Raw genomic sequence first — 15,197 nt, forward strand, 5'->3', positions numbered from 1 at the left:
GTTGATAGGCCGGATGTGGAAGCCCAGTAATGGGTGAAGCTGACTGGTACTAATAGGCCGAGGGCTTGTCCTCAGTTGCTCGCGTCCACTGTGTTGGTTCTGAAACCACGAACGGCCCCATGCCATGGTCACGGTATGGTGCGGCTGCATGTGTTTCATAGTGTTTCGGTGGTCATAGCGTGAGGGAAACGCCCGGTTACATTCCGAACCCGGAAGCTAAGCCTTACAGCGCCGATGGTACTGCAGGGGGGACCCTGTGGGAGAGTAGGACACCGCCGAACTCCTTTTAGAGCTCTGGCTCTTGGGCAAACAGCCCGAGAGCCAGAGCTTTTTTGCGTTGGGGTAGGGTCAGGGGGCATCGTTGGCTCATTTTCTACTGGAGGCCCCCGGGTGGAGGTCCAGGAGACCCGTGTCCAGACAGATCGGGTCCTCACCATCCCGAACATCCTCAGCATGGCGCGTCTCGTCGGCGTGCCAGTGTTCCTGTGGCTGATCCTCCGGCCCGAGTTCGGAGGCCCGCAGAGCGACGGCTGGGCTCTCCTCGTGCTGGCCTTCAGCGGGATCACCGACTATCTGGACGGCAAGCTCGCGCGGCGCTGGAACCAGATCAGCAGCCTCGGCCGGCTCCTCGACCCCGCTGCGGACCGGCTCTACATTCTCTCGACGTTGGTCGGTCTCACCTGGCGGGAGATTCTGCCCGTTTGGTTGACCGCTGCACTTCTGGCCCGCGAGCTGGTTCTGCTGGTGATGGTCGGCATCCTCAGGCGGCACGGCTATCCGCCGCCGCAGGTGAACTTCCTGGGGAAGGCGGCCACGTTCAACCTGATGTACGCCTTCCCGCTGCTTCTGCTCAGTGACGGAAGTGGCTGGCTGGCGTCACTCGCTGCTATTTTCGGATGGGCGTTCGCCGGATGGGGTACAACGCTCTATTGGTGGGCAGGAGTCCTCTACGTGGTACAGGTCCGCCGCGTGGTTCGTGCGGACGCCATGGCCGACTGACCTCGCCGCTTGGCAGCTGCGTAGTGGCTCGATGGCCCGCGGACGAAAAGTGCGGGACAATTTGGACGGGTGAAGTCGGCTAGACAGTCATCTCTTTAGGAGGACGCTTCCGACATGAAGGCCGTCGTGATGGCCGGAGGCGAAGGCACACGCCTTCGCCCTATGACCTCGAGCATGCCCAAGCCGCTCCTGCCGGTGGCCAACCGGCCGATCATGGAGCACGTTCTGAGGCTGCTCAAAAGGCATGGGCTCAACGAGACCGTCGTTACTGTTCAGTTCCTGGCGTCGCTGGTCAAGAACTACTTCGGTGACGGCGAAGAGCTCGGAATGGAGCTCACCTATGCCAACGAGGAGAAGCCACTCGGTACCGCCGGAAGCGTCAAGAACGCAGAGGAGGCGTTGAAGGACGACGCCTTCGTCGTCATTTCCGGTGATGCCCTCACTGACTTCGACCTCACCGAACTGATCTCCTTCCACAAGGAAAAGGGTGCGCTGGTCACCGTCTGTCTGACGCGTGTGCCCAATCCGCTGGAATTCGGTATCACCATCGTCGACGAAGAGGGCAAGGTCGAGCGGTTCCTTGAGAAGCCGACCTGGGGCCAGGTCTTCTCGGACACCGTGAACACTGGCATCTACGTCATGGAGCCCGAGGTCTTCGACTACGTCGAGGCCGATGTGCCCGTCGACTGGTCCGGAGATGTCTTCCCGCAGCTGATGAAGGAGGGCAAGCCGGTCTACGGCTTCATCGCCGAGGGCTACTGGGAGGACGTGGGCACGCACGAGAGCTACGTGAAGGCTCAGGCCGACGTGCTCGAAGGCAAGGTCGACGTCGAGATCGACGGGTTCGAGATCTCGCCCGGCGTGTGGGTGGCCGAAGGCGCTGAGGTGCATCCCGACGCCATACTTCGCGGCCCTCTCTACATCGGGGACTACGCGAAGGTCGAGGCCGGCGCCGAAATCCGCGAGCACACGGTCATCGGGTCCAACGTCGTCGTGAAGAGCGGGGCCTTCCTGCACAAGGCCGTCGTGCACGACAACGTGTACATCGGTCAGCACAGCAACCTTCGTGGCTGTGTCGTGGGTAAGAACACCGACATCATGCGGGCGGCCCGGATCGAGGACGGCGCCGTCATCGGCGACGAGTGCCTGATCGGTGAAGAATCGATCGTGCAGGGCAATGTGCGGGTCTATCCGTTCAAGACGATCGAAGCCGGCGCATTCGTCAACACGTCGGTGATCTGGGAGTCGCGTGGGCAGGCGCACCTGTTCGGCGCCCGTGGGGTGTCCGGGATCCTGAACGTCGAGATCACGCCCGAGCTGGCCGTGCGCCTCGCCGGCGCGTACGCCACGACTCTCAAGAAGGGGTCCACGGTCACCACGGCCCGGGACCACTCGCGTGGTGCCCGTGCGCTGAAGCGGGCGGTCATCTCCGCGCTCCAGGCCAGTGCCATCGACGTTCGGGACCTGGAGAACGTGCCGTTGCCCGTGGCGCGGCAGCAGACGGCGCGGGGGAGCGCCGGCGGGATCATGATCCGGACCTCGCCCGGGGTGCCGGATTCCGTCGACATCATGTTCTTCGACGGGCAGGGCGCGGACCTGTCGCAAGGCAGTCAGCGCAAGCTGGACCGGGTGTTCGCGCGGCAGGAGTACCGGCGGGCGTTCCCGGGAGAGATCGGAGACCTGCATTTCCCGGCCAGTGTCTTCGACTCGTACACCGGGTCGCTGCTGCGGAACGTGGACACGACAGGGATCTCCGAGGCCGGGCTGAAGGTCGTGGTGGACGCCTCGAACGGCAGCGCCGGTCTGGTGTTGCCGAGTCTCCTGGGCAAGCTCGGGGTGGACTCGCTGACCGTCAATCCCGGTCTGAACGAGGCCAGGCCCACGGAGACGGGCGATCAGCGGCGCTCCGGGCTGGTCCGGCTCGGAGAGATCGTGGCTTCCTCGCGGGCCGCGTTCGGTGTGCGGTTCGACCCTGTGGGCGAGCGGCTCTCCCTCGTCGACGAGAAGGGCCGGATCATCGAGGACGACCGGGCGCTCCTGGTGCTGCTCGACCTGGTGGCCGCGGAGCGGCGCAGCGGGCGGGTCGCCCTGCCGGTGACCACGACGAGGATCGCCGAGCAGGTGGCGGCGTATCACGGCACGCAGGTCGAGTGGACGACGACGTCGCCGGACGACCTCACGCGGGTCGGCCGGGACGAGACGGCCATCTTCGGCGGCGACGGCAAGGGCGGATTCATCGTCCCGGAGTTCAGCAGCGTCTTCGACGGTACGGCGGCCTTCGTGCGGCTGATCGGGCTGGTGGCGCGGACGCAGCTCACCCTCAGCCAGATCGACGCGCGGATTCCGCGGGCGCACGTCCTGAAGCGGGATCTGGCGACCCCGTGGGCGGTCAAGGGCCTGGTGATGCGGCGGGTCGTGGAGGTGGCCGGAGACCGCTTCGTGGACACCACCGACGGTGTCCGGGTGGTGGAGACGGACGGGCGCTGGGTGATGGTGCTGCCGGACCCGGCCGAGGCTGTCACCCACCTGTGGGCCGAGGGGCCGGACGACGCGTCCGCGCAGGCCCTGCTCGACGAGTGGTCGGCGGTCGTGGACAGCGCCGGACGCTGAATCACGCGCACGCGCGCGTGCCGGACAAGTGTCCCCAAGGGGGCCCGTCCGGCACGCGGGTGGGGCCATTCGGAGGTACTGGGCGCGACGTGCGACGATGTGCGGCATGCCGCAGCAGCCCCCCGTTCGGAGCACACCCGCGCGCGTGTCGCGCCCGGACGCGTCCATGTCGCTGCTCACCAACGTCATGGACCACAGCCTCGACGACGGTTACGCCGAGGCCGCCGCCCGTAAGCAGGCCGAGGGCGCCGGTGGCCTGCCCAGGACGGTGCGGGCGAAGCTGGGTCTCGCCGTGGGCCTGGTGCTCGCGGCCCTCGTGGTCACCGTCGGTGCGGCGCAGGCGCGGGTCGCGGCGCCGGTCGTCGCCAAAGAGCGCGAGGAGCTCATCGACCGTATCGATCGTGAGACCGATGCGGCCGACGATCTCGAAAGTACCGTCGACAAGCTGCGCGACGATGTGAGCGGTCGGCAACAGGAGGCGCTCAAGCAGAGCGGCGGGAGTGACCAGGCGGATCTGGTGAGCATCCTGTCGGGCGCCGTCGAGGTGCACGGCCCCGGCGTGAAGCTGGTCGTGGACGACGCCAAGGAAGCCACCACGGGCGGTGACGGTGACCCGCGCGAGACCTCTGGCTTCTCCGACACCGGGCGGGTCCGGGACCGGGACATGCAGCGCGTGGTCAACGGGCTGTGGGCGTCGGGCGCCGAGGCCGTCTCCATCAACGGGCAGCGGCTGACGGCGCTGTCGGCGATCAGGGCCGCGGGCGAAGCGATACTGGTCGACAACAAACCGCTGGTCCCGCCGTACACCGTGCTCGCGGTGGGGGACGGGAAGAACCTCAGCACCAGGTTCCAGGACAGCGCCGACGGTCTGTATCTGAACGCCTTGCAGGAGAACTACGGCATCAGGACGGCCATCTCCGTGGCGGACGACGTCCGGCTGCCCGCCGCACCGAGTGTGATCGTACGTACAGCGCAGCCGAAGACTGAGAAGGGCACATCGTGATCGCCGTACTGGGCCTCGTCGTGGGAGTCGTGGCCGGCCTGTTGGTCCAGCCCGAGGTGCCGGCGGCCGTCGTGCCTTATCTGCCGATCGCCGTGGTGGCGGCGCTGGACGCCGTGTTCGGTGGGCTTCGGGCCATGCTCGACGGCATCTTCGACGACAAGGTGTTCGTGGTGTCTTTCCTGTCGAACGTGGTGGTGGCCGCGCTGATCGTCTTCCTGGGCGACGAGTTGGGTGTGGGATCGCAGCTGTCCACCGGGGTCGTGGTCGTCCTCGGCATCCGGATCTTCTCCAATGCCGCGGCGATCCGCCGGCATGTCTTCCGGGCGTGAGGTCGATGAGCAACCAGGACGAGACGCCCGAGTACAGGCTCCGCAAGGAGCTGCCCGACGAGGTCCCGGTGACGTCGTCCGCGGACGCGGCGGCCGAGAAGCCGGCCGAGCCGGTGGTGACCGGCCGGCAGCGGCTGGTGCAGGGACTCTGGCCGCCGCGGGTGTCGAGGGCCCAACTCATCGTCGCCCTGTTGCTGTTCGGCCTGGGCTTCGGCCTGGCCGTGCAGGTCGCCTCCAACAGCGACAGCGGAAACGCGCTGCGCGGTGCGCGTCAGGAAGATCTCGTACGCATCCTCGATGAACTCGATGACCGCAGTCAGCGTCTTGAGGACGAGAAGCAGGGGCTCGAGAAGCAGCAGCAGGAGCTGGAGAACAGCTCCGACCAGGCCGAGGAGGCCCGGAAGCAGACGGTCGAGAAGGAGAAACAACTCGGCATTCTGGCGGGAACGGTGGCTGCGCAGGGCCCGGGCATCACGATGACCATCGAGGACACGAAGGGGACGGTCGAGGCGGACATGTTGCTCGACGCGATCCAGGAGCTGCGCGCGGCCGGGGCCGAGGCGATCCAGGTGAACGGGGTGCGGGTCGTCGCCGGCACCTTTCTGACGGATTCGGGCAAGAGCGTGAGCGTCGACGGGAACAAGATCAACACGCCCTTTCGTTTCAAGGTCATCGGTAACCCGCAGGACCTCGAGCCGGCGCTGAACATCCCTGGCGGAGTGGTGCAGACTCTTGAGAAGGAGCAGGCCACGGTGACGGTCGAGCGGTCGGACAAGATCGTCGTGGATGCCTTGCGAGCGGCGAAGCAGCCTGACTACGCTCGGTCGTCGGGCCAGTGAACCGGGGGTGCATGGGGCGCATCCGGCAGGGGCATGAGGTTGCGGGGGGTCGACGCACCGATCGGGTGGTGCGTGGTGGAAACTGTCTGGTGGACACGGACGTTGTGAAGATGTCCGGGTCGGCCGGTGTATTCAGTCAGGGTTCGTCCTGCCCCACGGGCGGGTCTGTTTCGGTCAAGGGGAATCGCCCGTGAAGTTGTTTGCGAAGTTGTTCGGCAAGAGCGCGCGAGAGGGTAGCGACAACGCGACCGCTCGCCATCGCGCACAGCCTGACGCCGAGGGTCAGCGGCCGCTGTTCAGGGATCAGCTGGCTGGTCAGGGCGGCGACATTTCCGGAGGCCAGGGCGCGGCGTCTGTTGACCCTGCGCAGTCCGGCGGCATAGGTTTCGGCCAACCGTCAACCTCAAGTACGGGTGGAGGGTTTTCCCCTATGTCGGCCCTGGTGTGTACGAGGTGCGGTAACCGCAACGCGGAGAACAGTCGGTTCTGCTCCAACTGCGGCGCGCCGCTGCGTCCCGGGCTGACGCCCGAGCGGCCGTCGGAGACGACCTCCACCATTTCCATCTCCGGTCTCGAGGCCTACGACGCCGAGGTCACCGGTCAGACGCAGCTGCCCGCGCTCTCGCCCGAGGCGCAGGCCGCCGTCGACGCGCTGCCGCTGGGTTCCGCCCTGCTGGTCGTGCGGCGCGGCCCGAACTCGGGCAGCCGTTTCCTTCTGGACGGGGACCTGACGACGGCCGGTCGTCACCCGCAGAGCGACATCTTCCTGGACGACGTGACGGTCTCGCGTCGCCACGTGGAGTTCCGGCGCAACCCGGACGGCACGTTCAAGGTGGCGGACGTCGGCAGTCTGAACGGCACGTACGTCAACCGGGAGCGGATCGACGAGGTCCCTCTGTCGAACGGTGACGAGGTGCAGATCGGCAAGTACCGGCTGGTCTTCTACGCGAGCCAGCGAGGCTACTGACCGGCCCCCGGGCGCCGTCCGGGGGGAATCCCCAGGGAAGGTCCATGCTTCAAACACCGAGGGGCGGTGTCGGACACGGCACCGCCGCCGAGGACGGTGGCTCGATGAGCATCGGCACCGTGCTGAACGCGCTGCGCGACGAGTTTCCCGAAGTCACCATCTCCAAGATCCGTTTCCTGGAGTCGGAAGGGCTCATCGAGCCGCAGCGGACCCCTTCGGGGTACCGGAAGTTCAGTGTGCGGGACGTCGAGCGCCTCGGCCACGTCCTGCGGATGCAGCGGGACCACTATCTGCCCCTCAAGGTCATCCGCGAGCATCTGGACGCCATGGAGCGCGGTGAGGCCGCGCCGTTGCCGACCGTGGGCCGGCAGCGGGACGGTGAGGCCGTTCTGGTGGAGGCGTCGGAGGCGCCCACCGTCGCCAGGATCGGTCGGTCCGAGCTGCTGGCGGCCGCGGGAATCGGTGAGCCGGAGCTCGAGGAGTGGGAGTCGTACGGTCTCGTCGTGCCGTTGGAGGACGGGGTCTACGACGCCGAGGCGGCCACGGTGGCAGCGCTGGTCTCCGAGCTGGGCAGGTTCGGGATCGAGCCCCGGCATCTGCGGGTGATGAAGGCCGCGGCCGATCGTGAGGCCGGGCTCGTGGACCAGGTGGTGGCCCCGCTCAAGCGCCACCGCAATCCGCAGACCAGGGCCCACGCGCAGGCCCGTACGAAGGAACTGGCGGGGCTCACGGTGCGGCTGCACGCGGCGTTGGTGCAGACGGCGCTCGGGGTGCGGCTGCCCTGAGCGGGCTGTTTCGCCCTGGGCGGATCGGTCACCCGTTCCCGGCCCGACTACCCAAACGTCCCGGGCACGGCCTAGGGTTGCTGTGTGAACGAGCTCGATGTCGTAGGTGTCCGGGTCGAGATGCCCTCCAACCAACCGATCGTGCTGCTGCGTGAAGTGGGAGGCGACCGTTACCTTCCCATCTGGATCGGACCGGGGGAGGCGACGGCGATCGCCTTCGCCCAGCAGGGCATGGCTCCCGCGCGACCGCTGACCCACGACCTGTTCAAGGACGTGCTGGAAGCCGTCGGCCAGGAGCTCACCGAGGTGCGCATCACGGACCTGCGGGAGGGCGTCTTCTACGCGGAGCTGGTCTTCGCCAGCGGGGTCGAGGTGAGCGCGCGTCCTTCGGACGCCATAGCGCTGGCGCTGCGCACGGGGACACCGATCTATGGCAGTGACACGGTGCTGGACGACGCGGGGATCGCCATCCCGGACGAGCAGGAGGACGAGGTGGAGAAGTTCCGCGAGTTCCTCGACCAGATCTCGCCCGAGGACTTCGGCACCAGCAACCAGTAGCCGGCACATGCGCGGAACGCGGGCGTCCTGCACGAGGACGCCCGCCCGGTTCTCGGCAAATGCCAACGGCGAGTGAGAGCGTCCTACGGCTACTTCTCAGCGCATTCGGCTAGCCTTTCCCCGCGACGGGGTGCGGGAAACCACTCTCAGGGTGATTATCACTCGGCGTGCCGAGTGTGGCGATCGTTGACGCACCCCTGGTGACTGCCTACCGTCGACAAGGCAGGTCAAGGACGGAGGTCGGCGTGAGAAGCAGCGGCGACGGTACGGCTGGGGGTGCCCCCGGACTCGGTGTCGGGGGGAGCGGTCCGTACCCTTCCCCGGGCTCTCCAGCGCGCTCGAGCAGGGGGTACCCCCAGCAGAGCAGCGCGGCCGATCACGCTCCGCAGCGACCAACGGCCGTGCCGAGCAGCGGAGGGGCGACGTCCATGGCGTCCGAGCAGATCGGCTATCGCGGTCCGACGGCGTGCGCGGCCGCGGGCATCACCTATCGGCAACTGGACTACTGGGCCCGCACCGGGCTGGTCGAGCCGAGCGTGCGGCCCGCCCACGGGTCCGGCACCCAACGTCTGTACAGCTTCCGGGACGTCGTCGTCCTGAAGATCGTCAAGCGGTTCCTCGACACCGGGGTGTCGCTCCAGAACATCCGCACCGCCGTGCAGCATCTGCGGGAGCGAGGGTTCAGTGATCTGGAGCGCATGACGCTGATGAGCGACGGCGCCACCGTCTACGAGTGCACCTCGCCGGACGAGGTCCACGCGCTGCTCCAGGGCGGTCAGGGCATCTTCGGGATCGCCGTGGGCGTGGTGTGGCGGGACGTCGAGGGCGCGCTGTCGCAGTTGCACGGGGAGCGTGTCGACACCGGCGAGACGCTCGTCGGGCACAACCCGGCGGACGAACTGGCACGTCGGCGCAACCGGGCGGTCTGAAGCCTCCTCCGGGGGCGCGGGGCGGCTGCACGACGTGATTGTCAGTGGCGTGGTGCAGCATCGGACATGTGAGAAACGCGCCCACGATCCTGCATCTCGACATGGATGCCTTCTTCGCGCAGGCGGAGCAGGCGTCCAAGCCGAGCCTGCGCGGGAAAGCCGTGGTCGTGGGCGGTCTGGGGCCCCGCGGAGTGGTCGCCACCGCCTCCTACGAGGCGCGGGTCTTCGGAGTGAACTCGGCGATGCCCATGGCCCAGGCGCGTCGGCGGGCTCCGAACGCCGCGTATCTGGTTCCGCGCTTCGCGTTCTACCGGTCGATCAGCGACCAGGTCATGGGGCTGCTGCGGGCGCTGTCGCCGCTGGTGGAGCCGCTGAGTCTGGACGAGGCCTTCGTGGACCTGGATGCCGGGGGAGCGGCCTGGGACAGCGAGTCGGCGCGGCTGGCGGGGATCAGGCTGCGCGCGGACATACGGGCCGTCACCGGGCTCACGGGGTCGGTGGGCCTGGCCTCCTGCAAGATGCTGGCCAAGATCGCCTCGGAGCAGGCGAAGCCGGACGGGCTGGTCCTCATCGAGCCGGGGACCGAGCGGGCCCTGCTCGGCCCGCTGTCGGTGCGGACCCTGCCGGGGGTCGGGCCTGCGACGGGGGACCATCTGCGGCGGGCCGGGATCACCACGATCGACGAGATCGCCGAGGCCGGTGAGGACGAGCTGGTGCGGCTGCTGGGCAAGGCGCACGGGCACGCGCTGTACGCGATGGCGCTGGCCCGCGACGACCGGCCCGTGGTGGCGGAGCGGGAGGCCAAGTCGGTGTCGGTCGAGGACACCTACGACGTGGACATCCATGACCGGGTCCGGGTGGAGCTGGAGGTGCAGCGGCTCGCGGACCGCTGTGTGCGCAGGCTGCGGGGGGCCGGTCTGTCGGGGCGGACCATCGTGCTGAAGGTGCGGCGGTACGACTTCTCCACGCTCACCCGGTCCGAGACCCTGCGGGGGCCCACCGATGATCCGGGCGTGGTCCGGGAGGCGGCCGCCCGGTTGCTGGACTCGGTGGACACGACGGGCGGGGTCCGGCTTCTCGGGGTGGGCGTGAGCGGGCTGGCGGACTTCACGCAGGAGGATCTGTTCGCGCAGGCGGCTGAGGACCGGGTGGGCGGGTCCGAGGAGGAACCGGCGGACGAGCCCGTCGGCGAGATGTCGGCGCCGGTCGAGCATCAGTGGCGCCCAGGACACGACGTGCGGCATGCCGAGCTCGGACACGGATGGGTGCAGGGCAGCGGGTTGGGCCGGGTCACCGTGCGGTTCGAGACGCCCGAGTCGGAGCCCGGCAGGGTCCGCACTTTCAGGACCGACGATCCGGGACTGGAGCCGGCGGATCCGTTGCCGCTGGTGCGACGAAGACCTGATGAGGAGGGCGGGCAGGCGGCGGGAGCGCCGCATCCGGAGACGAAGTCGCCGACGGTGGAGACCGGGAACTCTGCGTGAGGCGGATCAGTTACCCAGAGTGAAGCGGTACGCGATGTGGGGTGGGTCGGAGCGGTGGCGGTGTCCCGCGAGGTGGCACCGGTGAGGGATGAGGAGCTGCATGAAGCTGCACGGAGGCCAGTTCGCGGACCCGGCCGGGGTGTCGCCGGAGCGGGAAGCCGAGATGCGCCGGGTGGTGGACCGGGTCACCCGGTGGGCCGGGAACCGGAGCGACGTGGTGGGGCTGCTGCTCGTCGGGTCCGCTGCGCGGGGCGCCGCGGGTCCCGACTCGGATGTGGACCTCGTGGTGTTGTCGACGGCGCCTGCCCGGTACGCCGAGGACCACGGGTGGGCGCGTGAGCCGGCCCTGGGGGAGGTGGTCCGGGTCCAGGAACGGGGGCCCGTCACCGAATGGCGGTATGTGACCGCGTCCGGTCTGGAGGTCGAGGTGTGCGTCGGCTCCGCCCACTGGGCGCGGACCGATCCGGTCGACGCCGGCACGCGGAGAGTCGTCACGGACGGCGCCCGGCCGCTGTACGACCCCGCCGGGATTCTCGGAGCGCTGATACAGGCCTGCGGCTGAGGGGGCTCAGCCGTCGTCCGTGCCGGCCAGCCGGCCGAAGTCGCGGTCGGGGATCGGGGGCGGGGCGCCCACGTCGAGGCCGTAGTGGTGGTAGAGCTGGAGTTCCTGCTCCGGGGAGAGATGGCGGCCCACGCCGAAGTCCGGTGCGTCCTTGATCAGGGCCCGGTCGAAGGGGATGCGCAGGGTGCCCTCGACCAGCTGGCTGGGCTCCAGGGGGACGAAGGCGTCGCGGGAGAACAGACCCGTGCGTATGGCCGCCCACTCCGGTACTCCGGTCGCGTCGTCGAGGTAGACCTCGTCGATCGTGCCGATCTTGGTGCCGTTGCGGTCGAACGCCTTGCGGCCGATCAGGTTGCGCGGATCGATGTCGGTCTGCACGGGCCCTCCACTTGCTCGCAACTCATCCGTAAGCACTACAAAAGAGCACATTGGGACGAGCGGCCACTCGAGCGAGTCTCGTTGACCCCGCTGGTAGTCTGACAACGGCTGCTGACACCGCGCGGGAGAGTCCTCCGGACATCACCGGAGGCGCCGAAGGAGCAAATCCTCCCCGGAATCTCTCAGGCTCACGTACCGCACGGACGAGGTCACTCTGGAAAGCAGGGCGGGTGCCGACGGCGTCGACGGCTCCCGCTCTCACCGACGGTGAAAGCCGGGTGCCCTCGGGCGACCCGGTGAAGCTCTCAGGTTGAGATGACAGAGGGGGAGGCCGTCCGGGTACCCACCGTGGTGACCCTCGAAGGTCGTGTCAGACCAGGAGGCCTCCGTAATGACCGCCCATCGCATTCCGCTCGCAGAGCTCGAGCAGGGAATTCCCTTCGAACAGCGCCACATCGGGCCCGACCCAGAGGCGCGGGCCAAGATGCTCGCACAGGTCGGCTACGGCTCGCTCGACGAGCTCACCGCCGCGGCGGTCCCGGATGTGATCAAGAACGCCGACGCGCTGGACCTGCCGGGCGCGCGCACCGAGGCCGAGGTGCTGGCCGAGCTGCGTTCGCTGGCCGACCGCAACCAGGTCCTCGACCCGATGATCGGACTCGGCTACTACGGCACGTTCACGCCGCCCGTCATCCTGCGCAACGTCATGGAGAACCCGGCCTGGTACACGGCCTACACGCCGTACCAGCCGGAGATCTCCCAGGGCCGGCTCGAGGCGCTGCTGAACTTCCAGACCGTGGTCGCCGACCTCACCGGGCTGCCGACCTCCGGCGCGTCACTGCTCGACGAGGGCACGGCCGCCGCCGAGGCGATGGCGCTGTCCCGGCGCATGGGGAAGAACAAGAAGGGCCTCTTCCTCATCGACGCGGACGCGCTGCCGCAGACCATCGCCGTGATCGAGACCCGCGCCGAGCCGACGGGCGTGGAGATCGTCGTCGCCGACCTGAGCGACGGGATCCCGGCGGAGATCGCCGCGCGGGAGATCAACGGCGTGCTCGTCCAGTACCCCGGCGCCTCCGGTGTCGTACGTGACCTCAAGACGCTCGTCGACCAGGCGCACGGGCTCGGCGCGCTCGTCACCGTCGCCGCGGATCTGCTCGCGCTGACGCTGCTGAAGTCGCCGGGCGAGCTGGGCGCGGACATCGCCGTCGGTACGACGCAGCGGTTCGGCGTGCCGATGGGCTTCGGCGGGCCGCACGCCGGTTACATGGCCGTCCGTGAGCAGTTCGCGCGCAGCCTGCCCGGGCGGCTGGTGGGCGTCTCGGTGGACGCCGACGGGCACAAGGCCTACCGGCTCGCGCTCCAGACGCGTGAGCAGCACATCCGGCGTGAGAAGGCCACCAGCAACATCTGCACGGCGCAGGTGCTGCTGGCGGTCATGGCGGGGATGTACGCCGTCTACCACGGTCCCGACGGGCTGCGGGCGATCGCCCGGCGCACGCACCGGTACGCCTCGATCCTCGCCGCCGGGCTCGAGGCCGGCGGCGTCGAGGTCGTGCACGGGTCGTACTTCGACACGCTGACCGTCCGGGTGCCGGGGAAGGCCTCCGAGGTCGTCGCCGCCGCGCGGGAGCTCGGGGTCAACCTGCACCTCGTCGACGCCGACCAGGTGTCGATCGCCTGCGACGAGACGACCGCGCGGGCGCAGGTGACCGCCGTCTGGGCAGCCTTCGGGGTGGCCGGCGACATCGAGTCGCTCGACGTGGCCACCGAGGACACCCTGCCCGCAGGGCTGCTGCGGTCCGACGAGATCCTCACGCACCCGGTCTTCCACCAGCACCGTTCCGAGACCGCGATGCTGCGCTACCTGCGTCGGCTCGCCGACCGGGACTACGCGCTGGACCGGGGCATGATCCCGCTGGGCTCCTGCACCATGAAGCTCAACGCGACCACCGAGATGGAGCCGGTCACCTGGCCCGAGTTCGGGCAGTTGCACCCCTTCGCGCCGGCCGAGCAGGCGGAGGGCTATCTGACGCTCATCCGCGAGCTGGAGGAGCGGCTCGCCGAGGTCACCGGGTACGACAAGGTGTCGCTCCAGCCGAACGCCGGGTCGCAGGGCGAGCTGGCCGGGCTGCTCGCCGTCCGCGGGTACCACCGGGGCAACGGGGACGAGCAGCGGACCGTGTGCCTCATCCCGTCCTCCGCGCACGGCACGAACGCGGCCAGTGCCGTCATGGCGGGCATGAAGGTCGTCGTCGTGAAGACCGCCGAGGACGGCGAGATCGACGTCGAGGACCTGCGGGCGAAGATCGAGCGGCACCGGGACGAGCTGTCGGTGCTGATGATCACCTACCCCTCGACGCACGGGGTGTTCGAGGAGCATGTCGCCGACATCTGCGCCCAGGTGCACGAGGCGGGCGGGCAGGTGTACGTCGACGGCGCCAACCTCAACGCGCTCGTCGGTCTCGCCAAGCCGGGGCACTTCGGCGGTGACGTGTCGCACCTGAACCTGCACAAGACGTTCTGCATCCCGCACGGGGGCGGCGGCCCGGGCGTCGGGCCCGTCGCCGTACGGTCGCACCTGGCGCCGTATCTGCCGAACCACCCGCTCCAGCCCGCCGCCGGGCCGGACACCGGGGTGGGGCCGATCTCCGCGGCTCCCTGGGGCTCCGCCGGGATACTGCCGATCTCGTGGGCGTATGTGCGGCTCATGGGCGGCGAGGGGCTCAAGCGGGCCACGCAGGTCGCCGTGCTGAGCGCCAACTACATCGCCAAGCGGCTCGAGCCGCACTACCCGGTGCTCTACAACGGGCCGGGCGGGCTGGTCGCGCACGAGTGCATCATCGACCTGCGGCCGCTGACCAAGGCGACCGGCGTGAGCGTCGACGACGTCGCCAAGCGGCTCATCGACTACGGCTTCCATGCGCCGACGATGTCGTTCCCGGTGGCCGGGACGCTGATGATCGAGCCGACCGAGTCCGAGGACCTGATCGAGATCGACCGTTTCTGCGAGGCGATGATCGCCATCCGCGCGGAGATCGAGAAGGTCGGGACGGGCGGGTGGTCGGCCGACGACAACCCGCTGAGCGGCGCCCCGCACACCGCGGCCGCGCTGGGCGGGGAGTGGGAGCACGCGTACACGCGTGAGGAGGCCGTCTTCCCGGCCGGTGTGTCCGCCGCCGACAAGTACTGGCCGCCGGTGCGCCGGATCGACCAGGCCTTCGGCGACCGGAACCTGGTCTGCTCGTGCCCGCCGCTGGACGCGTACGAGGACTGAGCGAGTGGGTGAGGGCCCCCGTCCGTTCCGGGCGGGGGCCCTCCCGCGCGCTACGCCGTCGCCAGGGACACCTCGGTCGCCTTGATGAGCGCGACGACGTCGGAGCCGACGAAGAGGCCGAGGTCGGTGGCTGCTTCCTTGGTGATCACGGAGGTGAGTTCGGCTCCGTCCATGGAGACCTTCACCGAGGCCATGACCCCGCCCGGTACGAGGCCGGTGATCGTGCCGGTGAGCTGGTTGCGGATCGAGAGGCCGTCGACCCGGCCGGTGGCCAGGGAGACCTCCGTCGACTTCACCAGAGCGCGGACGGCGGTGCCGGCGGTGAGGGCGAGCTGGTTCACGGCCTCCAGCGTGATGGCCGCCGTGAGGTCCTGGCCGCCGTCCAGACGGATCTTGACGGTGGCCATCACCTCGCCGGGATGGACGGCGGTGACGGTGCCGGGGAGTTGGTTGCGGATGCTCAGGCTCATGAGCGCC

At 68.9% G+C, this 15,197-nt stretch carries 14 protein-coding genes, 1 rRNA gene and 1 riboswitch; of the genes, 13 read left to right on the plus strand and 2 right to left on the minus strand.

The window, feature by feature from the left end; genetic code table 11:
* Positions 1-164 precede the first annotated feature (164 nt).
* The 12 genes from rrf (at position 165) to ACIRPU_RS04590 (ending at position 11,065) form a co-directional block, all read left to right on the plus strand.
* Positions 165-281: ribosomal RNA gene (gene rrf, locus ACIRPU_RS04535) — 5S ribosomal RNA — on the plus strand.
* A 109-nt stretch (positions 282-390) separates the two neighbouring features.
* On the plus strand, positions 391-999 hold the full coding sequence (locus ACIRPU_RS04540) for a CDP-alcohol phosphatidyltransferase family protein (RefSeq protein ID WP_355704745.1): 609 nt from the start codon (positions 391-393) through the stop codon (positions 997-999).
* Between the two features lie 114 nt (positions 1,000-1,113).
* Positions 1,114-3,609 carry a mannose-1-phosphate guanyltransferase gene (locus ACIRPU_RS04545; RefSeq protein WP_355704744.1) on the plus strand — a complete coding sequence of 832 codons (2,496 nt, stop codon included), beginning with the start codon at positions 1,114-1,116 and terminating at the stop codon, positions 3,607-3,609.
* Positions 3,610-3,775: 166 nt separating this feature from the next.
* The gene (locus ACIRPU_RS04550; protein ID WP_403863497.1) at positions 3,776-4,612 is read left to right on the plus strand and encodes a DUF881 domain-containing protein; all 837 of its coding nucleotides are present in this window, start codon (positions 3,776-3,778) and stop codon (positions 4,610-4,612) included.
* Complete coding sequence (locus ACIRPU_RS04555) at positions 4,609-4,941, plus strand: small basic family protein (RefSeq protein WP_020133151.1); 333 nt, start codon at positions 4,609-4,611, stop codon at positions 4,939-4,941. Before ACIRPU_RS04550 ends, ACIRPU_RS04555 begins: the two co-directional genes overlap by 4 nt.
* A 5-nt stretch (positions 4,942-4,946) precedes the next feature.
* On the plus strand, positions 4,947-5,780 hold the full coding sequence (locus ACIRPU_RS04560) for a DUF881 domain-containing protein (RefSeq protein ID WP_355704742.1): 834 nt from the start codon (positions 4,947-4,949) through the stop codon (positions 5,778-5,780).
* A gap of 82 nt (positions 5,781-5,862) precedes the next feature.
* The gene (locus tag ACIRPU_RS04565) at positions 5,863-6,747 is read left to right on the plus strand and encodes an FHA domain-containing protein (protein WP_355704756.1); all 885 of its coding nucleotides are present in this window, start codon (positions 5,863-5,865) and stop codon (positions 6,745-6,747) included.
* Between the two features lie 44 nt (positions 6,748-6,791).
* Positions 6,792-7,532: a MerR family transcriptional regulator gene (locus ACIRPU_RS04570; RefSeq protein WP_403861640.1), complete on the plus strand. Its 741-nt coding sequence runs from the start codon at positions 6,792-6,794 to the stop codon at positions 7,530-7,532.
* 84 nt (positions 7,533-7,616) lie between these two features.
* Positions 7,617-8,090 carry a bifunctional nuclease family protein gene (locus ACIRPU_RS04575; protein WP_004934251.1) on the plus strand — a complete coding sequence of 158 codons (474 nt, stop codon included), beginning with the start codon at positions 7,617-7,619 and terminating at the stop codon, positions 8,088-8,090.
* A 245-nt stretch (positions 8,091-8,335) separates the two neighbouring features.
* Complete coding sequence (locus ACIRPU_RS04580) at positions 8,336-9,019, plus strand: MerR family transcriptional regulator (protein WP_403861643.1); 684 nt, start codon at positions 8,336-8,338, stop codon at positions 9,017-9,019.
* Positions 9,020-9,087: 68 nt separating this feature from the next.
* The gene (locus ACIRPU_RS04585; protein WP_403861646.1) at positions 9,088-10,503 is read left to right on the plus strand and encodes a DNA polymerase IV; all 1,416 of its coding nucleotides are present in this window, start codon (positions 9,088-9,090) and stop codon (positions 10,501-10,503) included.
* A gap of 100 nt (positions 10,504-10,603) precedes the next feature.
* Positions 10,604-11,065 carry a nucleotidyltransferase domain-containing protein gene (locus ACIRPU_RS04590; protein ID WP_403861649.1) on the plus strand — a complete coding sequence of 154 codons (462 nt, stop codon included), beginning with the start codon at positions 10,604-10,606 and terminating at the stop codon, positions 11,063-11,065.
* Positions 11,066-11,071: 6 nt separating this feature from the next.
* On the opposite strand, the gene ACIRPU_RS04595 is transcribed toward ACIRPU_RS04590, so the two are convergent.
* Complete coding sequence (locus tag ACIRPU_RS04595; RefSeq protein ID WP_403861652.1) at positions 11,072-11,443, minus strand: PRC-barrel domain-containing protein; 372 nt, start codon at positions 11,441-11,443, stop codon at positions 11,072-11,074.
* A 112-nt stretch (positions 11,444-11,555) separates the two neighbouring features.
* Positions 11,556-11,651: riboswitch (glycine riboswitch) on the plus strand.
* Between the two features lie 183 nt (positions 11,652-11,834).
* On the opposite strand from ACIRPU_RS04595, the gene gcvP reads away from it, so the two are divergent.
* Positions 11,835-14,720, plus strand: coding sequence for an aminomethyl-transferring glycine dehydrogenase (gcvP, locus tag ACIRPU_RS04600; protein ID WP_403861655.1), 2,886 nt, complete (start codon positions 11,835-11,837; stop codon positions 14,718-14,720).
* Positions 14,721-14,770: 50 nt separating this feature from the next.
* Here the strand turns inward: gcvP and ACIRPU_RS04605 are convergent, their stop codons facing one another.
* The gene (locus tag ACIRPU_RS04605; protein WP_385555450.1) at positions 14,771-15,190 is read right to left on the minus strand and encodes a molybdopterin-binding protein; all 420 of its coding nucleotides are present in this window, start codon (positions 15,188-15,190) and stop codon (positions 14,771-14,773) included.
* Positions 15,191-15,197 lie beyond the last annotated feature (7 nt).

Source organism: Streptomyces sp. NPDC102259 (genome assembly GCF_044766465.1).
Lineage (GTDB): Bacteria > Actinomycetota > Actinomycetes > Streptomycetales > Streptomycetaceae > Streptomyces.